This window comes from Gammaproteobacteria bacterium (assembly GCA_034522055.1).
GTDB lineage: Bacteria > Pseudomonadota > Gammaproteobacteria > JAABTG01 > JAABTG01 > JAABTG01.
On the sequence record JAXHLS010000002.1, the window covers coordinates 1,127,831 to 1,150,199 of the forward strand.

Here is a 22,369-nt window from a genome sequence, read left to right on the forward strand (position 1 = left end):
CCGATCAGGGGTTCAGCAGGGTCTTGGACCACTCACCCTGCGCGTTCCTGTATTCCACCCGATGGTGGAGCCGGAACTCGCCGGCGGTCCAGAATTCCACCCGCTCCGGCACCAGGCGATAACCCGACCAGTGGGGCGGCCGCGGCACCTCCTGGTCCTCGTAGCGGGCGCGTACCGCCGCCACCCGCGCCAGCAACTCCTCACGGTCGGCCAGGGGCTCGGACTGATGAGAGGCCCAGGCCCCCACCTGGCTCTCCCGCGGCCGGGTGGCGAAGTAGACGTCGGCCTCGGCCGCCGTCACGGGGTGCACCATACCCTCGACGTGGACCTGCTCGCCGAGGGGCTGCCAGTAGAAACACAGGGCGGCATTGGGATTGTCCCGCAGCTCCCGCCCCTTGCGACTGGTAGTGTTGGTGTAGAACACGAAGCCATCGGCATCGAAGCCCTTGAGCAACACCGTGCGGGCGCTGGGGAGGCCATCGCTGCCCACGGTGGCCAGGGTCATGGCCGTGGGTTCCGGCAGATCGGTCGCCCGCGCCCGCTCGAGCAGGCCACCGAAACGATGAAGGATCTCACTGTGGTAATCAGTCACGCCTTGTCTGCTCCTCGTGGGCCAGCATGGCCCCGTAGCCTGCCCGGTAATCGGGATGGATGAATTGATAGCCCGACGCCTCGAGGCGTCGATTGCTGCAGCGCTTGCCACTCGCCGTGCCGCCAGCGGCCGCGCCACCATGGGCCGTGCCACCATGGGTCCGGGGCGGCGCCGGCCGCCCGAGGCGCCAGGCCAGCCAGTCCATGACCTCGCACTGGGGCGCCGGCGCGTCGTCCACCGCCACGTAGACGGGCTCCGGCGCTTCGAGGGCCAGCAGGTGGGCCAGGACCCCCGCGCCATCGTCGCGATGTATGCGGTTGGTGTAAAGCCCCGGGGCACAGGGCTCCCCGCGCTCCACCCGTGCCAGCAGCCAGCGCCGGCCCGGGCCATAGATGCCGCCGAAACGCACGGCGATGGCCGGCCACGGCGCATCCCGCGCCACCGCCTCGGCCGCCAACTGGTTGCGACCGGTGAAATGGCCAGGCGAGGTGGCCGCCGTCTCGTCCACCCACTCGCCGTCATCCTGGGCGTAGACGGCGGTGCTGGAGACGAAGACCAACCGCTGCAGAGATTCTCGGCGGGCCGTCAGAACCGCCACCAGGTTGGCCAGCCCGCCGGGGTAGGCGGCCTCATAGGCCGCCTCCGTGCGGCCGTCCGCGGCCGCCGCGTAGACCACCTGGTCGAGCCCGCCGGGAAGCCCCGCCAGGGTCTCCGGCCGCGTCAGGTCAGCCTGCACCGGCGTGATGCCGGGCCCCAGGTCGACGGCGCTGCGCCGCAGCCCGAACACCGTATCGCCGCGCCCTGCAAGCTGCCGGCCGAGGGCCGTGCCCACGTCCCCGCAACCCGCGATCAACACCCTCGCCATAATCGCCTTTCTCCCCCCGGCTCCCGGCCCCCGGAAACATGATTGCCTTCATTCCATCCCGGCCCAACCGCTCCCCGCAGCACCAGGGACCATGGATCGCCACGCGGATTCTAATACACATGTACTCTCAGCATGGGGCAACCCTCCTGTTCCAAGCCTCACTGTCATGCTCGGATAATCCCGCGACCCTTACCTTGAGCAGGATCAAGGGCTGACGGACCACCCCAGGGCCCGCCCGGCGGCCAGCAGGGCGAAGGCGAGGAACAGGCCCCCACCCGCCCGATGCAGCCAGGTCAGGGGCAGGCGCTGGAACAGGGTGCAGCCCGCCCACACTCCGAGGGCGGACAGGGTAACCAGGGCCGCCGACGCCCCCAGCCACACCCCCAGGGGGTCGAAGCCGCCGGCCAGTCCCGCCACGGCGAGCTGGGTCTTGTCGCCGAATTCCGCCACGAAGACGAGGGCGAAGGTGGTGGCGAAGATGCCGCGGCCGGAGGCCGCCACCGGCTCCACCACCTCGGCCTCGGCCGAGGCCCGCAGCGCCTGAATACCGAACACGGCGAACAGCAGGGCCACCAGTCCCGCCACCGCCCGCTCCGGCAACCAGACGGCCACCCCGGCACCGAACAGCACGGCCAGGGCGTTGAGCAGCAGGAAGGCCGCCGAGGCCCCCAGCAGCACCGGCCAGTGGCGGTGGCGGGCCGCCAGGCTGATGCACACCAGCTGGCTCTTGTCGCCGATCTCCGCCAGGCCGACGAGGGCGAAGGCCGAAGAGGCCACCGAGAGGATGTCAAGGGCACTCATGGGAGGTCGGGCCGGCCTTCAGGCGCCCGCTGGCGGCGCCTTTTCTCGCTCCTCGAGGGCGAGGCGACGCAGGCCCTCGAGGGCGGTGCGGAAATAGGGTTCGGCATCCACCGTATGGTAGACCGCGTAGGTGGGCAGGCGGAACACGGGACTGCCGGGGACACGCTGCAGCCGGCCCGCCGCCACCAGGTCCTGGGTGATGCGCGACGGGAAATACCCCGAGCCCCCGTAGGCGAGGATATGACCGATGCCGAGCCAGCCGATATTGGCCACCAGCCCCGGCTGTTCCATGGCCGGATAGGCCTCACGGTGCTGGGCATGGAACTCGGGCCCCCAGTCGATATAGACGTAACCGGGGTCGGGCCAGGGCGTTCCCACATCGCTGGTCACCAGCACCAGGGACTCGTCGAACAGGTGCTCCACCCGCAGCCCCGGGCGGTGCTGGGGCGTGTACATGGTGGCGATGTCCATGGTGCCCTGGATGAGGCTGTCCATGAGGTCCTGCTCGAAGCCGATCTCCATACGCACGGAGACCCGCGGCGCCTGCTCCCGCAACCAGTGGATCCACCGCGGCAGCAAGCCCTCCCACAGCGCGATACGTCCCCCCAGGGTGAGGCTGCCCTCGTAGCCGGCGGGCAGCCCCACCTCGTGACGGGCCTGCTCCATGGTACGCATGAGCATCTTGGCATGGCGCGAGAAGCGGTGCCCCGCGGCGGTCAGGCGGGCGCCGCCGCGGCCGCGCTCGAAGAGCCGGGCCCCCAGGATGGACTCCAGGGAGCCGATACGGGTGCTGACGGTGGACTGGGTGACATGGAGCCGGTCGGCGGCGGCGACGAAGTTGCCGGCATCCCTCACGGCCAGAAAGGTCCGGGCGAGTTCGAGGTCCAATAGGGCATCCCCTGAATTATTTAATAAATCGATATTAAAAACGAAATATTCTCGTTTTACTAATTCAACAGGACTCCCTAATGTTGTTACTTGGAATACCAACCGAAAAAGGCACCTACTGATGGATATGGCAGTCGGCGACATACCCCTGGAGCGTGACGAGGAAGGCTTCCTGATCGATTCCCGATTCCGCGGACCCCCGAACTGGCCGAGGCCCTGGCGGTGGAGGAGGACCTGGAGTTGGATTCCGAGCGCTGGGCCATCGTGAACTACATCCGCGATTACTGGGAGCGACAGTCATCGGTACCCGAGGCCCGCACCCTGCTCAAGCACCTCAAGTCCGAATGGGGGGCCGAGAAGGCCACCCGCAGGGACCCGTACCGGCTCTTCCCTTACGGCTACGGCCAGCAGGCCTGCAAGATCGCCGGCATGCGCAAGCCCCGCAAACTCATGCTGGACGTGTAAGCTGCCCGGGAGCAGAAGAGCCTTTAAAGCGAAAAGCCTTTCAAACTACGAAGACGCACCGAACGGCGCGAAAAAACTCTACTTACTCTGAGTTTTGTCTCCGGGAAGGTCCGTGGCGCTCGTTAGCTGGTGCTGCAGAGGAGCGAGTAACTGCTTCAATAAAACTTTTGCGTATTTCGTAGTTAACTTCATGGCGATACGCGCCACCGAAATAATGAAAGAGGAGCGCGTATCGCCATGTTCGTTCCCTCACCCCATCCGCAACTCCGGGCATCCTGCCCTTCGCCCTGCGGGCCGCGCCAAGGCGCGTCCAAATCCGTTCCCGACGGATTTGTCCAAGAGGGAGAGGGGGAGTACGTGCTTCGCGACTTTCACGTTAACTCTCATGCATCTGTGAGGCACCCGATAATGAAAGATAACTCTCATGCATCTGTGAGGCACCCCCGATAATGAAAGATGATACGGGGTGCCGTCGCCGTGGGCAGAGGTCGCGATACTTTCTGATGGCGCTAGACCGCGCAAGTTAACTCGACCCGCCACCATTCACTCGTACCCCAGATTGCTTGGCATGGCCTGAAGCGGTCATGGACAGCGCACGCTAAAAAGAGCCGTCGGTTTCCGACAGGCCGTTGAATGGCGGCGCCCTTGGCGACAGCACATCATCAATGATAGTGCGTCAGCCTCAGGAGGTCAGCATGGACATCACCCCGATTCACCAGCGGGTCATCGGTCTGGATGTGCACCAGAACAAGATCACGGCCTGCGCCCTGACCGAGCAAGCCGATGGCAGTGTGGCAGTGGAACAACGCGAGTTTGGTGGCTTCAAGCGGGAGCGTCGGGCGCTGGCAGAGTGGGCACACGGGTTCGCCCCGGACATCGTTGTCATGGAAAGCACGGGGATTTACTGGAAGAGCCCCTATGCGGCATTGGAGCGAGTAGGCATCGCGGCCTGGGTGGTCAATGCCCGTCATGTCAAGAACGTGCCCGGCCGCAAGACGGACATCTCCGATGCCCAGTGGCTGGCTACGCTGGCGCGGGCGGGCCTGGTGCGGGCCTCGTTCATTCCTCCGGCCGACATCCGTCACCTGCGCCTGATCTCCCAGGCAGCACCAGAAGTTGGGTGGAATGCTGGCCGCGGAGAAGAACCGGCTACACAAGGTGCTGGCCGATGCCGGGATCCGCCTGAATGTGCTGGTCTCCGATTTGCATGGGCAGGCTGGCACGGGCCATGGTCAAGGCCCTGCTGGCCGATGCGCCCATCGATGCCATCCTCAATCGCGCCGGACGCCTGCGGGCCAGCGCGTGAGGATCTGTTCGAAGCCCTGCAACCGGAAGAACTCAGCGCAAAGCACCGCTTCGTGCTCAACGAGATCATGGCGCATATCGAGTACCTGGAAGCCACGATGGCCCGCTTCGCACAGGAACTGCTCGACGGCCTTGCCCCCTGGGAGGCGCAGATGAGCCTGCTGGAAACCGTTCCCGGCATCGACCGCATGGGCGCCGCCATGCTGCTGGTGGAAATCGGCACCGACATGGACAGCTTCGGCAGCGCCGAACGCCTGGCTTCCTGGGTCGGGATCTGTCCCGGCAATAACGAGAGTGCCGGCAAACGCAAGCGCGGACGCACGCGCAAGGGCAATGCTTGGGTGCGACGCCTGTTGTGCGAGTTCGCCCAGGCCGCCTCACGAACCCGCTGCGCCCTCAAGGACAAGTTCTCCGCCCTGTCCATACGTAAGGGACACAAGCGCTCCATCATCGCCCTGGCCCACAAGATGCTGCGTATCGTCTATGCCATGCTCACCAACATGACACCCTATCAGGATCGCACCGTCGATTACGAAGCACTGATGGTCGGCCGCAACGCGCCTCGCTGGCTGAAGATGCTGGCCAAACACGGCTACATCGCTGCCTGAGTCGTTCTGTAGACCTGACAACCCGCCAACGTTCCTTGCGCCCGGCATGCGTCACGCCAGAATCGCGCTCGCCCAAAGGCCGGGTTCTTTCACGTTAACCCCGTTGTTAAATCCCGCTGTTCCAACCTGCCACCCTGCCCGCGGCCGCATTCAGGCGCGCGCGGCGGGCCGGGCGGTCGAGGGCGGCCAGGGCCTCCACCCGGCGGTAGAAGGCCGGCAGGTCGCCCTCCGCTTCCTGCAGCAGGGCCTCGAAGCCGGGTACGAGGTCGTGGTAGAGGGCCACGGTGGCCAGGCGGGCGTTGTTAGGGGGAGACGTGAACCAGCCTTCGTAGGCCGCGGCCCGGGGCCCCGCGGCGGCGTGGAAGCCCTCCCATCGGCTGGTGAAGGCCGCCAGGGCCTCGGCCTTGGCCCGCTGCCGGGCAGGCACCGGCAGCCCGCCGCGAGTGAGATCCTCCGCCAGTTCCGCCCGCAAGTCGGCGATGTGGTGCAGGAAGGCGGCCTGTGCCTGCAACTCCTCCCTGTAGGAGTTCACCGCATCCTCGGTGCCATGGGCTCGCAGCCAGCGCCTTACGCCCGTGCGCTCCACGGCGGTGGCGAAGGCCTCGTTGAAGGCGGAGTCGTCGGCGACGTAGACGACCTGATGGGCCAGTTCGTGAAATATCAGCCCCGCCAGGCGGTGAGTAGGCCAGTGGATGACGGTGCTGGGCAGGGGATCCGCCAGCCACCCCAGGGTGGAGTAGGCCGGCACGCCGCCCACGTGGACCTCCAGGCCCTGCTCCTTCAACTCTGCCGCGAAGTCCCGGGCCGCCGTCTCGTCGAAGTAGCCACGGTAGTTCACGCAACCGGCGAACAGGAAACACCAGGTCATGGGCTCGAGGGAAAACTCGGGGGCGGCCACCACGGACCACACCACGTAAGGGCGGTCGAGGGCGGCGTAGCGGCGGTAGCTCTGGTTGTCCGGCAGGGCCAGCCGGGCGCTGGCGGAGTCGCGGATCCGTGCCACCGTGGAAAGGCGCCCGCGCAAGAGTTCGTCCCCGCAGTGTCCTCCGCCAGCAGGCGGTGGATGGGCTGCTGGCGGCCCAGCAGGTCCAGGTGGCCGCCGACGGACTGGGCGTAGTAGGACAGGTTTGCGCATCCGCTCGCGGCCGCCACCAGGGCCATCACCGCGACGGCGCCGAGGGCCCGAGCCATCACCCCCTGTCCAGCAGGGGCGCCAACACCGCCGAGCACGTTGTCCAGGATGCGCCCTGGCCGGCCGCCCTGGGGTGGATGCCGTCATCCTGCATGAGGGCCGGGTCTGCCACGCCCTCCAGCAGAAAGGGTACCAGGGGCACCCCCTGGGCCGCGGCGACATCGGGGAAGACGGCGGCGAAGCGCTGCGTGTAGACGGGACCGTAGTTGGGGGGATCTGGATCCCCAGCAGCAGCGACCGGCACCGGCGGCCCGCACCCGTTCCACCATGGCCTCGAGGTTGTCCCGGGTGACCCGGGCGCTAATCCCCCGCAGGCCGTCGTTGCCCCCCAACTCCAGCAGCACCCACGCGGGACGATGGCGTTCCGGGGCGGCGTCCAGGCGCGCCAGGCCCCCGCCCGTGGTGTCGCCGCTGATGCTGGCGTTCACCACCCGGTAGGGGCATCTCCCGCTCCAGGCGGCGCTGCAGCCGCGCCAGCCAGGCCCTCGGCCACCGGGATGCCGTAGGCCGAACTCAGGCTGTCCCCGACCACGAGGATCATCACGGAGCGGGGCCTTCTGCCGCCCGCAGCCCGGGGGCCATGGCCAGCAGCACCAGTGCCGCGATGGACACCAGCCACAGCATGAACGCCCGGGTAGCGGGCATGGTGGATGGTGGATGGGGACTTCTGCGGCATCTGGACGGTCTCCGGCTATGGGCATGACAACCTATGGTCATGACAACCCCGGCGCGCGGCGGTTCGCCCCAGGAGGCTACCCCGAGCCGGTATCGCCCTGGTGCGATGCGCCTGCTAACATCGCGGCCGAAAGGGCCCCTCCTCCACCGATCAAGGGTGCGCACGCGGATAGCTCCGCCATTACCCCCTGTCCCTGCCCTAGCGCGTAAGACCCGGCCGCTGCCTGGACACTGGCGGTGATCCTTTTGCCCTGAACGCGGGTAAATCCCTGGATGTCTATAACCCGAAATGAAACGGACATGAGTCCTGCTGATGCCATGATAACAGTGGAGGCCGTACGCAAGACGGTGCCGAGCCCCGAGGGTGCGCCTGCATATCCTCCAGGACATCGACCTCGAGATCGCTCGCGGAGAGACCGTGGCGGTGGTGGGAGTCGGGCTCCGGCAAGCCACCCTCATCGGTCTCATGGCCGGCCTCGATTCGCCGACCCATGGCCGTATACTCATCGAGGGCCGTGACCTCGGGGCCCTGGACGAGGACCAGCGGGCCATCCTGCGAGGCGAGTTGGTAGGCTTCGTGTTCCAGTCATTCCAGCTCATCCACAGCCTCACGGCCCTGGAGAACGTGATGCTGCCCTGGAACTGGCCGGTCCGACGAGCCGGCCCGCCGCGGCGGCCACCGCGGAACTCGAGCGGGTGGGCCTGGCACCGCGGCGCCACCACTACCCGAGCCAGCTCTCGGGCGGCGAGCAGCAGCGGGTGGCCATCGCCCGCGCCTTCGCCACCCGGCCGCCGCGGCTGTTGTTCGCCGATGAGCCTACCGGCAACCTCGACCGTCGCACCGGCCACCAGGTGGAGGAGCTGCTGTTCGAACTGAATCGCGAACGGGGCACCACCCTGGTACTGGTGACCCACGACCCCGGGCTGTCTGCCCGCTGCGGGCGGGAGCTGCATCTGGAGGCCGGGCGCATCGTCGGCGGCGAAGCGGCCGGCGTGAGCCATTCCCCTGTCATGGCGCCTGGGGCTGCGCCTGCTGGCCCGGGAATGGCGGGCCGGCGAGTTACGGGTGCTGGCCATGGCGGTGGTGATAGCCGCCGCCAGCGTCTCCTCCGTGGGCCTCTTCGCCGACCGCGTGCGCGGTGCCCTCCACGGCCAGGCGGCGGAACTGCTGGCCGCTGACCAGGTGGTGATATCCCCCGCCCCCATCCCGGAGGACTGGCAACAGGCCGCCACCGCGCGCGGGCTGGACACCGCCCGCACCGTCACCTTCCCCAGCATGGTGAGCGCCGGCGAGCGCCTCAAGCTGGCGGATGTCAAGGGCGTGAGCGACGCCTATCCCCTGCGGGGCGACCTGATGGTGAGCCGCGAGGCCTTCGGCGAGGCCACTGCGCGGTCCGAGGGGCCGGAGGCCGGCACGGTGTGGCTGGACACCCGCCTCGCCGCCCCCCTCGAGGTCACTCCCGGCGACCGGGTGCAGGTGGGCGAGCGCACCTTCACCGTGGCGGCCATCCTGGCGCGGGAACCGGACCGCGGCGGCGACCTCTTCAGCCTCGCGCCACGGCTGATGATGAATATCGCCGACGTGCCCGCCACCGGCCTCATCCAGCGAGGCAGCCGCGTGACCTACCGGCTGCTGGTGTCCGGCAGCCCCGCGGCGGTGGCCGACTTCCGCACCTGGGTGGAACCCCGCCTCGGGCGCCGGGCCAGCACCGAGGGCGTCCAGGACGCGCGGCCGGAGATGCGGATGGCCCTGGAGCGGGCCGAACGCTTTCTCGCCCTCACGGCGTTGATGAGCGTGGTGCTGGCGGGCATCGCCGTGGCCGTGTCCGCCGACCGCCATGCCCGCCGTCACCTCGACGCGGTGGCCATCCTCAAGGCCATGGGCGCCACCCAGGGCCGTGTCACCACCACCATCACGGTACAGATGGTCGCCCTCGGCCTGGCGGCCGGCGGTGTGGGGGTGGCCATCGGTTTCGTAGGCCAATGGGGCCTGGTGCATCTGCTGGCCACCCTGCTGCCGGCGGCCCTGCCGGCTCCCGGCCCCTGGCCGGCGCTCGGTGGACTGCTCACCGCCCTCATCACCCTGGCAGGCTTCGGCCTGCCGCCCATCCTGGGGCTGCGCCGCACCCCCCCCATGCGCATCCTCAACCGCAGCCTGGTGGCGCCGCCCGCCGCAGGGCGGCTGATCTACGTCTCGGCGGTGGCCGCCGTGGTGCTGCTGGCCCTGTGGCTCATCCGCGACGTGCGCCTGGTGGCCTACGCCCTGGGCGGCATGGCCGGAGCCTTTCTTCTGCTCTCCCTGGTGGCCGCGGCGGCGGTGGCGCTGCTCATCCAGCTGCGCCGGGGCGGCTCGGGCAGCTGGCGCTTCGGCCTCGCCGGCCTGTCACGCCACCCCGAGGCCAGCGTCATCCAGGTGGTGGCCTTCGGCATGGCGGTACTGGTGATCCTGCTTCTCACGGTGGTGCGCGGCGAGCTGCTGGCGGTGTGGCAGGAGCGCCTGCCGCCGGACACGCCCAACATCTTTCTCATCAACGTCCAGGCCGAGGAGCGCGCCGCAGTGACCGCCTTCCTGCGCGACAACGGCGTGGAGCGGGCCGAACTCTACCCCATGATCCGAGGCCGGCTCACCGCCATCGACGGGCGTCCGGTAACGGCCGGCGACTACGCCAACGCTCGTGCCCAGCGCCTGGTGGATCGGGAGTTCAACCTGTCCTGGGCCACCCGCCCCCAAGCGGACAACCGCATCGTCGCGGGCCGCTGGTGGACCGCAGACGACAGCGGCGAGGCCGTGAGTTCGGTGGAGTTGGGGCTGGCCGAGCTGCTGGGGATCGAGCTGGGGGACCGCCTCACTTTCCGCATCGCCGGCCAGGAACTCACCACCCGGGTCACCAGCCTGCGCACGGTGGAATGGGATTCCTTCAACGTCAATTTCTTCATCGTCATGCCCCCCGGGGTGCTGGAGGATTATCCCCAGACCTTCATCACCAGCTTCCACCTCCCCGCCGCCGAGCACCGGGTGCTGGCACGGCTGGTGGAGCACTTCCCCAGCGTCACGGTGCTGGACGTGGCGGCCCTCATGGCCAAGGTGCGCTCCGTCATGACCCACGCCACCCGGGCCATCGAGTTCGTATTCGGCTTCGCCCTGGTGGCCGCCTTCGCGGTCTTCGCCGCCGCCATCCAGAGCACCCAGGACGAGCGCCGGCGTCAGACCGCGGTGGTGCGAGTGCTGGGGGGTCGCAAACGAGCAGATCCGCCCTGGGTCTGGCCCTGGAGTTCGCCACCTCGAGGAGGCCTGGCCGGGCTGCTGGGGGCGGCGGGCGCCGAAGCCACGGGCTGGCTGCTGGCCCGTTTCGTGTTCGAGCTGCCCTACGACCTGCAACCGGCCCTGTGGCTGGCCGGCTCCACCCTCACCGCCCTGGTGCTGGTGTCCGCCGGCTGGCTGGCGAGCCGCCGGGTCGTGGACTCGCCGCCCCTGCTCACCCTGCGCGGCGAGCAGGAATAGCACCCGGGGACAGGCACCCGGGGGGCACCCGGGGACAGTATACTTTTAGCCCGTGCGCGGAATCGGTGGGTGAATGTTTCGCCCGCCGTGAGCGCCAGGCATATGATGTGCACGGATAAATGATGGCGGCCTGGCACACCTTCGCGTGAGTTTTTCCGCCACGAACAACAGGCTCTCGCCAAGAACGCGAAGAACGCGAAGAACGCCAAGAAAGCCTCAGCTTATTGTTTTTCGTTGTATGCGTGCCCTGTCGCGGTTGATAAAAAAGCATTCGTCTCTCACGGAGGCACGGAGGCACGGAGAATCGAGACGAAAGCGCATTGCTTTCCGTTGGTTATGCGGAACGGGGATCTGTCGCCAAAACAGCCATACAGACCCAGCCATCTGTCTTTCTCCGTGCCTCCGTGCCTCCGTGAGAGACTGTATTGCAGGCCTGCTTAATATCCCGTGGCTTCAGGGGCAAGACGAACGGCATTCAGTACCAAGGATGATTCCTGACCGGGCTAACTTGGCGCTCTTGGCGGCTTGGCGAGAGGAACTCTTCTCCTAACATCCACGAATTCCGCCGACTATCCTTTTGACCTCACCATCTCCGGCGCCATGTCCAGAGCGGCATAGGATGTGTCGACGGGCTGCCTGTGGCCGGCGCGAGTGACCGATCCGGGTAGCCTGGCGGAGGGGTTACGGGTGCCTTAGCGGCCGCTGTAGAACTCGCGCATCAGGCGCCAGCGGCGGCGGCGCTGGTTTTCCTTGCGGCCCTTGAGGCCCAGGCGCCGCAGAAGAAACCGCTCCAGGAGGGAGCGGCGTGGGGGCTCGGAGTGCGTGTGGGTCGAGAATATCATGGTGGTTGGCCGTCAGGCGGCGGCCTCGGTCTGCATCATGAGTTCACCAAAGGCCTCGTGCATGACCTTGCGGGCGCAGCTGGCGCAACGGCCACAGCAGGTGGCCACGCCGAGTTGCTCGCTTAAGGCGTCCATGGAACCAGCGCCGCCATGGACGGCCTCCCGGATTTCACCGTCTGTCACTGCATTGCAGATGCATACATACATGCCCCACCTCCAGCGCCGTAAACCAGGATATTTCCAATGAGAACGATTCGTATTATAGACCGTTTTTGCGCCATGTAAAGCCTGCCAGTAGACTTTATGGGACGGGACGGCGAGATAAGGTTACGATGGGTCTGTTCCCGATGCGCCGCGGCCGGCCACGCGACCCGCGCCCACCTCCATACGAACCAGGGAGTCCAGCCACCATGAAGAGCGAATCCGGAGTCATAAACGAGCTGAATCAACTGCTTAAGGACCAGCTCACCACCATCAACCAGTTCTTCCTGCACGCCCGGATGTTGAAAAACTGGGGCCTGGAGGAACTCAACGACCATGCCTATGGCTGCTCCATCAAGGCCATGAAGCATGCCGACGACCTCATCGCCCGGGTGCTGCTGTTGGAGGGCCTGCCCAACCTCCAGGATCTGGGCAAGCTGCTGGTGGCCGAGAATGCCCCCGAGGCCATCAGCAACGACCTCACCCTCCAGACCGGCAACCGCGCCCGCCTGCAGAGTGCCATCGCCCATTGCGAGGGTGTGCGGGACTACGTCAGCCGCGACCTGCTGGAAGGGATCCTGAAACACACCGAGGAGCACATCGACTGGCTCGAATCCCAACAGTGGCTCATGGACAACACGGGGCTGGAGAACTATCTGCAGTCCCAGATGGATGACTGACGGACAACGAGGAGCGCGACATGAAAGGCAATGACAAGGTAATCGCCGAGCTGCAGAAACTGCTGCGCGGCGAGTTGGCGGCCCGCGACCAGTACTTCACCCATTCCCGCATGTACGAGGACTGGGGCCTGCACCGGCTCTATGAGCGTATCAACCACGAGATGGAGGACGAGACCGGCCACGCGGATGCCCTGATCAAGCGCCTCCTGTTCCTGGAGGCCACCCCGGACCTGTCCCAGCTGGACCCACTCCACATCGGCCACGATGTCCCCACCATGCTGAAGAAGGATCTGGAGGTGGAGTACGCGGTCATCGCCAACCTGCGCCAGGCCATGGCGGTGTGCGAGCAGGAACAGGACTACCAGACCCGGGAGATCCTCCAGCAGATGCTCGCCGACACCGAAGAGGACCACGCCTACTGGCTCGAGATCCAGCTCGGCCTCATCGAGCGCATCGGGCTGCCGAATTACCTGCAGTCCCAGATGAGGAGCGCATCACAGCCCTAGGGGCAGGCGCATGACACGCGAAAAGGGCCCGCCGGGCCCTTTTTCGTATCTGCTCCTGCCGATACCTGGGCTATACCGGGCCGACGGCATCTCCCTGATGATGGATATCCTGAACAGTACCACCCTGTCCCTGGAGTGGGCCCACGACGAGGACCATGGCCCTGGCGAGGGCGGCCCCGGCGAGGATGCCGCCACCCCCACGGTGCAGCTCGCCGTCGAATCCTGATCCCGGCCGCGGCCATGCTGCGGGCGTGCCGATCCCGGTTGGCCCGTGGGCTATGCTTATCTTCGATCCCGACCTTCACACAGGAGCCGCCACGCCATGAAATACCTCTTTCTGTTGCTCGCCCTCACCGCCGCGTTGCCCGCCGCGGCCACCGCCAACCCAATCGTGGATGTCCAGTGGACCGCCGACACGGGCCAGGGCGCGCCAACAAATGAGATGATGCGGGCGGCCGTGAATGACGCATTCCATCATCAGGCGGCGCGCTGGCTGCCGCCGGGGGCACGACTCGAGGTGCGGATCCAGTCCTTCGGGCGGGCAGGCCGTGCCGAACCCTGGGGGCCTCCCGCCTACGGTCATGTGCGTTTTCTTCGCGGGGTGCGCTCACCGGGCATGCAGCTTCGCTACCGTGCCTACGACCCCGCCCGCGGCCTGTGGCTCACGGGGGAGCAGCGCATCGTCCACCAAGCCCCCCTGCCGGCGGCCGCACGTAGCGGAGCGCACCGCCCCTTCGCCCACGAGCGCTACATGGTGGCCCGGTGGATACGCCAACTGGGGCAGCGGATGCGTTGAGGTGAAAGTCGCGAGGCCTCTATGTTGGGGTTCGTACCTCACCCCAACCTACCCTCCGGGCCAATTCATCCCGTAGGTTGGAGTGAGCCCGCGAACTCCAACGCAATCATTTGGCCCCATCGTGTTGGGGTGCGTTCCTCACCCCAACCGGCTCAGCACTCGGACCAGCGGCGCACCAGGTTGTTGTAGAGGCCGGTGAGGCGTACCAGATGGGCTTCGTCGTCGCCGTACTGCTCCCGCAGGGCCATCAGGGCCATATCCATTTCGAACAGGTGGCGGCGATTCTCGGTGTCTTTCACCAGGCTCTGCATGAACATATAACAGGCCAGCCGTTCGCCACCGGTGACCGCCGTAACTTCGTGGATGGAACCCGACGGATACACCACCAGGCTCCCGGCGGACAGCTTGACGCGGTGGGTGCCATAGGTGTCCTCGATGGAGAGTTCCCCGCCTGCGTAGTCCTCGGGCTCGGAGAGGAACAGGGTGGCCGAGACGTCGGTACGCAGATAGCTGCCGTCCGGCAGAGGCCTCAGGGTGCTGTCGGTGTGCAGGCCGTAGCGGTTGGTGGCACCGGTATAGCGGTTGAAATTGGGCGGCAGGATCTTGTACGGCAGGGCCGCGGTGATGAGCAGGGTGCTGCGATTGAGCGCCCGCATGACGGTGGCCCGCAACTCCGGCAGGACGGGCGAGTCCTCCGCCAACTGCTGGTTCTGTTTGGCCAGCCGGGCCTGGGGGCCGGCGCTGATCCCCTGGGACCAGTTCGCCTCGCGGAGCCGGTCACGCACGGCGGCCAGCTCCTCCGGCGTCAAAACGTTATCGATGGTTACGACCATGGCGCTATACTATCCAATGTGGCGGCGGCGGACATCCCCACCCCTTCCCGGGACGCCGTAATCGGACGGCCAGTATATGAAGTGGCGAGAGCCCTTCAGGAACGGGCCGGACCATGCCGTGAATCCTTGAAGCCGCACGGTTGGACGGCCGCTCGCCCTTGACGCCGCCATGCTTCAGGAAAACGCCGGGCTGTGCCGCGTTTTCCACGTGAGCCATGGGTGGGCCGGGCAGCCGTCGCGTAAACGGCTCGAATGTGTGAGCCCGACCCGGGCTCGGACCGGGTCGGGCGCTGCTGATTCATTCCAGGACGGTTTGAATCGGCGCTTCGCTAGAAGTCATAGCGCAAAGTGGCGATGACATGGCGGGCCTTGCCCGGGATCCCCTGGGCGCCGCCTTCCGCCAGCTGCGAGATGTACTCCTTGTCGAAGATGTTGAAGGCATTGACCCGGATCTGGGCGTTCTTGGTCAGCTTGTAGGTGGTATAGAGATCCACCACGGTGTAGTCGTCGATGGACACGTTGCGCCGCCGCGGCGGCGGGTCCAGCACCGGCTGGGGCGCGCTGATCTGGTCATCCACGTACTGCAGGCCGCCACCCACGCTGAAGCGTGGGGTAAGATCGTAGGTGGTGAACACGTTGAAGGAGTGCTCCGGCGTGCCACCCAGCTCCTGCCCCTCGAGTTGCGGAAAGGCGGCCGACTTGCGGACCTCGGAATCGAGGAAGGTGTAGCCGCCAAACAGGCGCCACCGCGGCGTCACCTGGCCGGCCACCAGCAGTTCGAAGCCGTCGATGCGTTGCTCGGTGTCCAGCACCCCCGGATCATCTGCGCCCAGCCCCTGCAGCCGCGCCTTGGTCTTGTCGGTGCGGAACAGGGCGGCGTTGATGTCGAGGCCCTCCAGCACCCGCCACTTGACGCCGATCTCGTAGGCCTCGGTCTCCTCCGGGTCCACGTCGAACTCGCTCCCGTCCGGCGCGGTCACGCGGGAATCGGGACCACCCGCCAGCTGCACCACGCCGCGATCGAAATTGCCGGAGATCTCGAAGGCCGTGCCGTAGGACGCGTAGAGGGAGGCGTTGGGCACCGGCTTGTAGACCAGGCCGAGGCTGTAGCTCCATTCCTTGTCGGTGCGACTCAACGAAATGGCGTCGGGACGCCCCTCCTCACTGACCTCGGCCTCCACCCGGTCCCAGCGCACGCCGGCGTTGAGTTCCCACTGGGGTGAGAACTGGAGCGTATCGAGGACGAAGACCGCAAACTCCTCGGTCTCGAATTCATGGACCGTGCTTTCGCCGGGGTCCCCGGGATCAAATTCCGAAGCGAAGGGGGCGGCGGGCCGCGTACGCCTCTCGGGATTTAAAAGACTGGTACGGGGACCCTTAACGTCGGGGCGGCGGCGGTTCTCGTAAGTAAAGCGTCCCGCTTCGAAGCCGGTGACCAGGTCATGGCTGATGCCCCCGGTGTCGAAGTTGAACACCAGGTCGGTCTGGTTGAAATAGCCCTCGTCCTCCTGGTCCCGGGGCTTCAGATCGCCCTGGACCAGCGCCTTGGAGAAGTCCCCGGAACCGAAGTCGGCGGGGTTCACCTTGATGCGCGGCGACGATGTAATGGAGTCGTTCTCCACCAGAGAATAGCGGAAGTTGGTGCGGAACAGCACGTTGTCGCTGAAGGCGTGCTCGAGACCGAGATTGACGATATCCACGTCGATGTCCTGGAAGTCGTCCACGTGACCGAAGAAGTCATCGAAATCGACGGCATCGGGCAGCTTGCCGGTGGCGAAGCCGTCCCCGCAACGCTGGTTGCCGACCCTGCCTACCCGGTCGTTGGTCGGATCATCGCATTCGGCCTTCGAGCCGGTGAAACCCTCGCGGTCTAAGGGCAGGCCCTTGTCCTCGAGGTTGTCCTGGCTGGTATGCAGCCAGTCTGCGGTCACCAGGGTGTCGCCCCGGAAGCCCCAGGTGTAGGCGCCGAACAGGCCCCAGCGTTCGTCGTTGACCACGTCCCGTCCGGGAACATCGGCCGAATGGCCCATGAAGTTGAGACGGAAGGCGCTGTTGTCGTCGATGGGCTGGTTCACATCCACGGTGGCGCGCACGTATTCGTCCGTACCGACGCTGGCCTCGACACGGTTGAAGGGCTGCAAGCTCGGCTTCTTGGTGACGAAGTTAATGGTACCACCGGCGGAACCACGACCATTGAAGGCGGAGTTGGGGCCTTTGACCACTTCCAGTTGCTCGACGTAGAAGGGGTCGCGGAAATAGTTGCCCAGGTCGCGGATGCCGTTGACGTTGATGTCATCACGGGCGTTGAAGCCACGGATCTTCAACTGATCGCCCCCCGGCGGGTTGCCCTCACCCGCCTGCAGGCTGATGCCCGGAATATTGCGCATGGCATCGCGCAGGGAGGTCACGTTCTGTTCCTCCAGCAGGTCCTTCGGCAGCACCGTGATGATGCGCGGTGTATCGAGGAGATCACGGGTATAACGCGGACTGTTCATGCGCTCGCCGCGAAACTCGATGACATCGATGGTATCCAACACCATCGGCGTCCCCTCGGCACCGCTGCCCGCACCTTGGGCCAGGGCCATCCCGCTGTGGGCGAGACCGGCGCCCAGCAGGCCCGAGACGGCGAGCCCGACAGCCCCGCGGCGGCATGGCGGCGGTGTCGCAACGGGCCGGACCATCCCAACGGATTCCGCGCCATGACCATCCCTGCCGGTGGCGGCTTCGCTCCCTTGAGTCGTCTGGCGACCGGGCTGCGCTCCATCTGGACCGGCCTGCTCCAGGCCGCTATCGCTGCACTGTCTGAAGAAAAACATGCTGTTGGATCTCCTGCTTGTTGGATGTCTGTAAACTGCCACGCCGTTGCTCACGGCTGCGTGCGGTGCGGTACCGGCCCTGCCAAGCCTTTCCCGTGTACCGAGGACCACCTCGGTTGCCCCTTGGAGCGTGCCCCCATACCGGAGGCGGGAACGGGACTCGAACATGAGGAAACTTAACGTGGGGCAGGACTATAACCGCAATACGAATGACTCGCAACTACGTTTATTAACGTGACGGCTTGCGGGTGGTACCGACCCGGCGCGAGGTATGTGCGGCGGGTTTGAATGTCGGGATGAATCCCGACCTACATCCGTGACCCGGGAACGAGCGGTGGGGGGTGTTTGTAGGTCGGGCTTCAGCCCGACAGCCTCAGGGTGGTACCGACCCGGCGCACGGTATGCGCGGCGGGTTGAATGTCGGGATGAATCCCGACCTACATCCGTGCCAAAGGAATGGGCGGTGGGGTGTTGCGTAGGTTCGGCTGTAGGTCGGGCTTCAGCCCGACAGCCTGCCGGTGGTACCAGCCCGGCGCGCGGTATGCCCGGCGGGTTTGAATGTCGGGATGAATCCCGACCTACATTCATGCCGAAGGAACCGGCGGTGGCGGTGTGTCTGGCCGGAATGTCGGGATGAATCCCGACCTACATCCGTGCCGAAGGAGCAGGCGGTGGTCATGTATCTATATAGAGCCCTGACCCGCCGGTGATGATCCCTCACCGGCACCCTGTAGACACAAATAATGAGAATCATTAGTATTACTTCCCCATTTATTCAATCGAGCGAGGTTGCAAGCGATGTTCACCAAAGCGAGGTTCGGCTTGATTCCGGCATTGTCCATTTCCCCGGCCATTTCCCTGGCCGTTTTCCTGGCCGTTTTTCTGGCCATCCCCCTGGCCATGGCCCCGTCCGGTGGCGCCATGGCGGCGGCCGCCGAGGAGGTGGTGGTCTACTCCGCCCGCAAGGAACACCTCATCAAGCCCCTGTTCGATGCCTTCACTGCCGAGACCGGCATCAATGTCCGTTACGTCACCGACAAGGCCGGCCCCCTGCTGGCCCGTCTCCAGGCCGAGGGCGCCAACACTCCGGCGGACATGCTGATGACGGTGGACGCCGGCAACCTGTGGCAGGCCGCCGAGCAGGGGGTGCTGGCCGCCGTGGAATCGGAGACTTTGAAGGCCAACGTGCCCGCCCACCTGCGGGACCCCGAGGGTCGGTGGTTCGGCCTGTCGGTGCGCGCCCGCACCATCGTCTACAGCACCGAGCGGGTGGACACCGAGGAGCTGTCCACCTACGAGGGCCTGGCGGACCCCAAGTGGCAGGGGCGGCTGTGCCTGCGCACCTCCAAGAAGGTGTACAACCAGTCCCTGGTGGCCATGATGATGGAGCGGCTGGGGGCCGAACGCACCCAGGAGGTGGTGGAAGGCTGGGTGGCCAACCTCGCCACCCAACCCTTCTCCAACGACACCAAGACCATGGAAGCCGTCGCCGCCGGCCAGTGTGACGTGGCCATCGTCAACACCTATTATTTCGGGCGCCTGCAGAAGAAGGATCCGGACATCGAGCTGGCCTTGTTCTGGCCCAACCAGGATGACAGCGGCGTGCACGTGAACGTCTCGGGGGCCGGCATCACCCGCCATGCCCCCCACCCCGAGGCGGCCCTCAGGCTGCTGGAGTGGCTGTCCACGCCGGCGGCCCAGGACAGGTTCGCCGGGCTCAACATGGAGTATCCGGTGAACCCCGCAGTGGAACCGGACCCCCTGGTGGCCGCCTGGGGCGACTTCAAGGCCGACAACATCAACGTCTCCAAGGCCGGTGAACTCCAGGCCGAGGCGGTGATGCTCATGGATCGGGCCGGCTACCGCTAAACGCGTCTCCGCTCCATGGAACCCATCCCCGCCGGACCGCCGGGCGCGGTCTTACCGGCGGGGGACCACCACGGCTCGTTGCGGCGCTTCCTGCGCCGCAACGTCTGGGCCCTGACGAGCCTCGCCCTCGCCTTCGTGGTGGCCCTCCCCCTGCTGGTGATCTTCTCGGGCTGGCTGCACGCTCAGAACGAGGTGTGGCAGCACCTGGCCAGCACGGTGCTGCGGGACCTGGTGGTGAACACCCTGGTGCTGATGGCCGGGGTGGCCGCCGGCGTGCTGGTGCTGGGGGTGGGTCTGGCCTGGCTCACCAGCCTGTGCGAATTCCCGGGCCGGCGCTTCTTCGACTGGGCCCTCATGCTGCCCCTGGCCATCCCCGCCTATGTGCTGGCCTTCGTGGCCATCGCCCTGCTGGACTTCACCGGCCCGGTCCAGACCGCCCTGCGAGAGGCGTTCGGTGCCGGCGGCTTCTGGTTCCCGGACATCCGTTCCACCGGCGGGGTCATCACCGTCATGGCCCTAGTGCTCTACCCCTACGTCTACATGCTCTCCCGCAGCGCCTTCCTGGCCCAGGGCCGCAGCCCCCTGGACGCTGCCCGCAGCCTGGGCCTGGGGCCCTGGCGGGCCTTCTTCCGGGTGGCCCTGCCCATGGCCCGTCCCGCCATCATCGCCGGGTTGTCCCTGGCCCTCATGGAGACCCTGGCGGATTTCGGCACGGTGGCGGTATTCAACTACGACACCTTCACCACCGCCATCTACAAGGCCTGGTTCGGGTTGTTCAACCTCCAGGCGGCCTCCCAACTGGCCTCACTGCTGCTGCTGGTGGTGGCCCTGGCCCTGACCGGCGAGCGCCTGATGCGCGGGCGCGCCCGTTTCCACGAACTCTCGGGCGCCGGCCGGCCGGTGCGTTTCCGCCTGAAGGGCGGGCGGGCCTGGCTGGCCAGCGCGGCCGCCGGCCTGGTGTTCACGGTGGCCTTCGTGGCCCCCGTGAGCCAGCTGCTGCTGTGGGCCTGGGACATCGTCAGGGACGATCTCGACCCGCGCTACTGGCAGCTGCTGTGGAACACCCTGTCCCTGGGGGCCAGCGCCGCCGTGGTCACCGTGTGCGGGGCTCTGCTCCTGGTATTCGCCAAGCGCTTCGGCAAGGGCCCGGTGAACGCCGGCGCCGTCACCGTCGCCACCCTGGGCTACGCCCTGCCGGGCTCGGTGCTGGCGGTGGGGATCATGCTGGTGTTCACCGGCATGGACAACTTCCTGGCCTCGGTGGGGCGCATCTTCGGCCCCGACGGCGGCGCGCCGGTGCTCACGGGGACCATCGCCGCCCTGCTTTTGGCCTACCTGGTGCGCTTCCTGGCGGTGGCCTTCGGGCCCACGGACAGCGCCATGGAGCAGATCCGCCCCAGCCTCCCCGAGGCCGCCCGCAGCCTGGGGGCACGGCCGGCGCAGATCTTCCGGGAGGTCTACCTGCCGCTGCTGCGGCCCGGCATCCTCACCGCCATGCTGCTGGTGATGGTGGACGTGATGAAGGAGATGCCGGCCACCCTGCTGCTGCGCCCCTTCGGCTGGGACACCCTGGCGGTGCGCATCTACGAGATGACCTCCGAGGGCGAGTGGGAGCGCGCCGCCCTGCCCGCCATCACCCTGGTGGCGGCGGGCCTGCTGCCGGTGATGGTCCTGGTGTGGCGCTCGGCCCGCCGGCCCTCGTGAGCCGCCACGCCCACCGGCGCTGTATGGAACGCCGCACCCCGGGGCCGGCGCGGCCCGCCGCCCGCCATCCCGCCACGGCGCCGGCACCCGCCCGGGTGTCACCGCGGGATACCCCGCCAGGGGCCGCCATTGGTCAGGCGGAGGAGAACCTGATAAAAGAGCAGGAGATGAACTATCTGCTCGGCATCGAGGACATCCGCTGCGGCTACGGCGGCGAGCCCGTGGTGGATGGCCTGACCCTGCACATCCGTGCCGGCGAACTGACCTGCCTGCTGGGCCCCAGCGGCTGTGGCAAGACCACGGCGCTCCGGGCCATCGCCGGCTTCGAGCCGGTTACCCGGGGTCAGATCACCCTCGACGGCACCCCAGTCTCCCGGCCCGGTCTCACCCTCGCCCCGGAGCGCCGCCGGCTGGGGATGGTATTCCAGGACTACGCCCTGTTTCCCCACCTATCGGTGGCGGACAACGTGGCCTTCGGGTTGCGCCGCCAGTCGCGGTCCGCCGCCCGCGCCACAGCGGAGCGGCTGCTGGAGCTGGTGGGCCTGGCAGGCCACGGCGCCCGCTATCCCCACGAGCTGTCGGGTGGCCAGCAGCAGCGGGTGGCCGTGGCCCGCGCCCTGGCCCCCGAGCCGCCCCTGCTGCTGTTGGACGAGCCCTTCTCCAACCTCGACGTGGAACTGCGGGAACGTCTCGCCGGCGAGGTGCGGGACATCCTGCGCCAGCAGGGTACCGCCGCCGTGTTCGTCACCCACGACCAGCACGAGGCCTTCGTCATGGGCGAGCGGGTAGGGGTGATGCACGAGGGCCGGCTGCTGCAGTGGGACACCCCCTTCAACCTCTATCACGAGCCGGCCGACCGCTTCGTGGCCGACTTCGTGGGCCAGGGGCGCCTCGTCGACGGCACCCTGGTGAACCCCACCATGGTGGACACCCCCCTGGGACGGCTGTCGGGCAACCGTGCCTATACCCTGCCCAAGGGCAGCGCCGTGGAGGTGCTGCTGCGCCCCGACGACGTATGCATCGACGGCGATGCGACCCTGCGCTGCCGGGTAGTGGACCGCGCCTTCAAGGGCGCGGAGACCCTCTACACCCTGCGCCTGGCCGACGCCACCGAGGTGCTGTCCCTGATGCCCAGCCATCAGGACTACGAGGTGGGCCAGGAGGTGGGGATCAACGTGGAGGCCGACCACCTCATCCTGTTCCAGAAATAGACCACTCCCGCCTTCCGG

Annotated in this window: 19 protein-coding genes and 3 pseudogenes; 11 read left to right on the forward strand and 11 right to left on the reverse strand. The window is 67.0% G+C overall.

The features are described 5' to 3' along the window. Window positions 1-4: 4 nt before the first annotated feature. From pdxH to U5S82_05475, 4 genes are all read right to left on the reverse strand, one after another. Window positions 5-571, reverse strand: a complete 567-nt coding sequence (gene pdxH / locus U5S82_05460) for a pyridoxamine 5'-phosphate oxidase (protein ID MDZ7751109.1) — start codon at window positions 569-571, stop codon at window positions 5-7. A 13-nt stretch (window positions 572-584) separates the two neighbouring features. After that, window positions 585-1,457 carry an NAD(P)H-binding protein gene (locus U5S82_05465; GenBank protein ID MDZ7751110.1) on the reverse strand — a complete coding sequence of 291 codons (873 nt, stop codon included), beginning with the start codon at window positions 1,455-1,457 and terminating at the stop codon, window positions 585-587. 204 nt (window positions 1,458-1,661) lie between these two features. Beyond that, window positions 1,662-2,258 carry a TMEM165/GDT1 family protein gene (locus U5S82_05470; GenBank protein ID MDZ7751111.1) on the reverse strand — a complete coding sequence of 199 codons (597 nt, stop codon included), beginning with the start codon at window positions 2,256-2,258 and terminating at the stop codon, window positions 1,662-1,664. 18 nt (window positions 2,259-2,276) lie between these two features. Continuing rightward, window positions 2,277-3,146, reverse strand: coding sequence for a LysR family transcriptional regulator (locus U5S82_05475; protein MDZ7751112.1), 870 nt, complete (start codon window positions 3,144-3,146; stop codon window positions 2,277-2,279). Between the two features lie 222 nt (window positions 3,147-3,368). Here U5S82_05475 and U5S82_05480 point away from each other — a divergent pair, with 222 nt between their 5' ends. Both U5S82_05480 and U5S82_05485 read left to right on the forward strand, forming a co-directional pair. Then, entirely contained in the window at window positions 3,369-3,611 is a 243-nt protein-coding gene (locus U5S82_05480; GenBank protein ID MDZ7751113.1) for a TusE/DsrC/DsvC family sulfur relay protein, read from the forward strand. 695 nt (window positions 3,612-4,306) lie between these two features. After that, window positions 4,307-5,524 (forward strand): annotated as a pseudogene (locus tag U5S82_05485) (IS110 family transposase). Window positions 5,525-5,630: 106 nt separating this feature from the next. Here U5S82_05485 and U5S82_05490 read toward each other — a convergent pair. The 3 genes and pseudogenes from U5S82_05490 to U5S82_05500 form a co-directional block, all read right to left on the reverse strand. After that, window positions 5,631-6,548, reverse strand: a complete 918-nt coding sequence (locus U5S82_05490; GenBank protein ID MDZ7751114.1) for an aminopeptidase — start codon at window positions 6,546-6,548, stop codon at window positions 5,631-5,633. Between the two features lie 166 nt (window positions 6,549-6,714). Beyond that, window positions 6,715-6,960 (reverse strand): hypothetical protein, encoded by a 246-nt coding sequence (locus U5S82_05495; GenBank protein MDZ7751115.1) that lies wholly within the window; start codon window positions 6,958-6,960, stop codon window positions 6,715-6,717. A gap of 37 nt (window positions 6,961-6,997) precedes the next feature. Then, a pseudogene (locus U5S82_05500) lies at window positions 6,998-7,147 on the reverse strand (arylesterase). Window positions 7,148-7,818: 671 nt separating this feature from the next. Between U5S82_05500 and U5S82_05505 the strand changes: the two are divergent. Next, window positions 7,819-8,570: pseudogene (locus U5S82_05505) on the forward strand (ATP-binding cassette domain-containing protein). Next, a complete protein-coding gene (locus U5S82_05510; protein ID MDZ7751116.1) occupies window positions 8,467-10,893 on the forward strand; it encodes an FtsX-like permease family protein in 2,427 nt (808 codons plus the stop codon). Before U5S82_05505 ends, U5S82_05510 begins: the two are co-directional and overlap by 104 nt. 692 nt (window positions 10,894-11,585) lie before the next feature. Here the strand turns inward: U5S82_05510 and U5S82_05515 are convergent. Then, entirely contained in the window at window positions 11,586-11,735 is a 150-nt protein-coding gene (locus U5S82_05515; protein ID MDZ7751117.1) for a hypothetical protein, read from the reverse strand. A gap of 12 nt (window positions 11,736-11,747) precedes the next feature. Next, the gene (locus tag U5S82_05520) at window positions 11,748-11,942 is read right to left on the reverse strand and encodes a (2Fe-2S)-binding protein (GenBank protein ID MDZ7751118.1); all 195 of its coding nucleotides are present in this window, start codon (window positions 11,940-11,942) and stop codon (window positions 11,748-11,750) included. 203 nt (window positions 11,943-12,145) lie between these two features. Here U5S82_05520 and bfr (U5S82_05525) point away from each other — a divergent pair, with 203 nt between their 5' ends. The 4 genes from bfr (U5S82_05525) (at window position 12,146) to U5S82_05540 (ending at window position 13,918) form a co-directional block, all read left to right on the forward strand. Beyond that, window positions 12,146-12,616, forward strand: a complete 471-nt coding sequence (gene bfr, locus U5S82_05525) for a bacterioferritin (GenBank protein ID MDZ7751119.1) — start codon at window positions 12,146-12,148, stop codon at window positions 12,614-12,616. Between the two features lie 20 nt (window positions 12,617-12,636). Further along, the gene (gene bfr / locus U5S82_05530; protein ID MDZ7751120.1) at window positions 12,637-13,122 is read left to right on the forward strand and encodes a bacterioferritin; all 486 of its coding nucleotides are present in this window, start codon (window positions 12,637-12,639) and stop codon (window positions 13,120-13,122) included. A 10-nt stretch (window positions 13,123-13,132) separates the two neighbouring features. Continuing rightward, a complete protein-coding gene (locus U5S82_05535) occupies window positions 13,133-13,348 on the forward strand; it encodes a hypothetical protein (GenBank protein ID MDZ7751121.1) in 216 nt (71 codons plus the stop codon). 96 nt (window positions 13,349-13,444) lie between these two features. Further along, window positions 13,445-13,918: a DUF3016 domain-containing protein gene (locus tag U5S82_05540; GenBank protein ID MDZ7751122.1), complete on the forward strand. Its 474-nt coding sequence runs from the start codon at window positions 13,445-13,447 to the stop codon at window positions 13,916-13,918. Between the two features lie 152 nt (window positions 13,919-14,070). On the opposite strand, the gene U5S82_05545 is transcribed toward U5S82_05540, so the two are convergent. Next, window positions 14,071-14,751 (reverse strand): Fe2+-dependent dioxygenase, encoded by a 681-nt coding sequence (locus tag U5S82_05545; protein MDZ7751123.1) that lies wholly within the window; start codon window positions 14,749-14,751, stop codon window positions 14,071-14,073. Between the two features lie 329 nt (window positions 14,752-15,080). Continuing rightward, a complete protein-coding gene (locus tag U5S82_05550; protein ID MDZ7751124.1) occupies window positions 15,081-17,567 on the reverse strand; it encodes a TonB-dependent receptor in 2,487 nt (828 codons plus the stop codon). 900 nt (window positions 17,568-18,467) lie between these two features. On the opposite strand from U5S82_05550, the gene U5S82_05555 reads away from it, so the two are divergent. The 3 genes from U5S82_05555 (at window position 18,468) to U5S82_05565 (ending at window position 22,351) form a co-directional block, all read left to right on the forward strand. Further along, window positions 18,468-19,436, forward strand: coding sequence for a Fe(3+) ABC transporter substrate-binding protein (locus tag U5S82_05555; GenBank protein ID MDZ7751125.1), 969 nt, complete (start codon window positions 18,468-18,470; stop codon window positions 19,434-19,436). Between the two features lie 15 nt (window positions 19,437-19,451). Further along, a complete protein-coding gene (locus U5S82_05560; GenBank protein ID MDZ7751126.1) occupies window positions 19,452-21,140 on the forward strand; it encodes an iron ABC transporter permease in 1,689 nt (562 codons plus the stop codon). 167 nt (window positions 21,141-21,307) lie between these two features. Then, window positions 21,308-22,351 (forward strand): ABC transporter ATP-binding protein, encoded by a 1,044-nt coding sequence (locus U5S82_05565; protein ID MDZ7751127.1) that lies wholly within the window; start codon window positions 21,308-21,310, stop codon window positions 22,349-22,351. The last annotated feature ends 18 nt before the right edge of the window (window positions 22,352-22,369 follow it).

Coding starts and splice junctions, on each gene's coding strand:
- U5S82_05515 (MDZ7751117.1), bottom strand. CDS start 11,735: ATGATATTCTCGACCCACACGCACTCCGAGCCCCCACGCCGCTCCCTC.
- U5S82_05550 (MDZ7751124.1), bottom strand. CDS start 17,567: ATGTTTTTCTTCAGACAGTGCAGCGATAGCGGCCTGGAGCAGGCCGGT.
- U5S82_05555 (MDZ7751125.1), top strand. CDS start 18,468: ATGGCCCCGTCCGGTGGCGCCATGGCGGCGGCCGCCGAGGAGGTGGTG.
- U5S82_05540 (MDZ7751122.1), top strand. CDS start 13,445: ATGAAATACCTCTTTCTGTTGCTCGCCCTCACCGCCGCGTTGCCCGCC.
- U5S82_05565 (MDZ7751127.1), top strand. CDS start 21,308: ATGAACTATCTGCTCGGCATCGAGGACATCCGCTGCGGCTACGGCGGC.
- U5S82_05560 (MDZ7751126.1), top strand. CDS start 19,452: ATGGAACCCATCCCCGCCGGACCGCCGGGCGCGGTCTTACCGGCGGGG.
- bfr (MDZ7751120.1), top strand. CDS start 12,637: ATGAAAGGCAATGACAAGGTAATCGCCGAGCTGCAGAAACTGCTGCGC.
- U5S82_05535 (MDZ7751121.1), top strand. CDS start 13,133: ATGACACGCGAAAAGGGCCCGCCGGGCCCTTTTTCGTATCTGCTCCTG.
- U5S82_05470 (MDZ7751111.1), bottom strand. CDS start 2,258: ATGAGTGCCCTTGACATCCTCTCGGTGGCCTCTTCGGCCTTCGCCCTC.
- bfr (MDZ7751119.1), top strand. CDS start 12,146: ATGAAGAGCGAATCCGGAGTCATAAACGAGCTGAATCAACTGCTTAAG.
- U5S82_05465 (MDZ7751110.1), bottom strand. CDS start 1,457: ATGGCGAGGGTGTTGATCGCGGGTTGCGGGGACGTGGGCACGGCCCTC.
- U5S82_05510 (MDZ7751116.1), top strand. CDS start 8,467: ATGGCGGTGGTGATAGCCGCCGCCAGCGTCTCCTCCGTGGGCCTCTTC.
- U5S82_05545 (MDZ7751123.1), bottom strand. CDS start 14,751: ATGGTCGTAACCATCGATAACGTTTTGACGCCGGAGGAGCTGGCCGCC.
- U5S82_05520 (MDZ7751118.1), bottom strand. CDS start 11,942: ATGTATGTATGCATCTGCAATGCAGTGACAGACGGTGAAATCCGGGAG.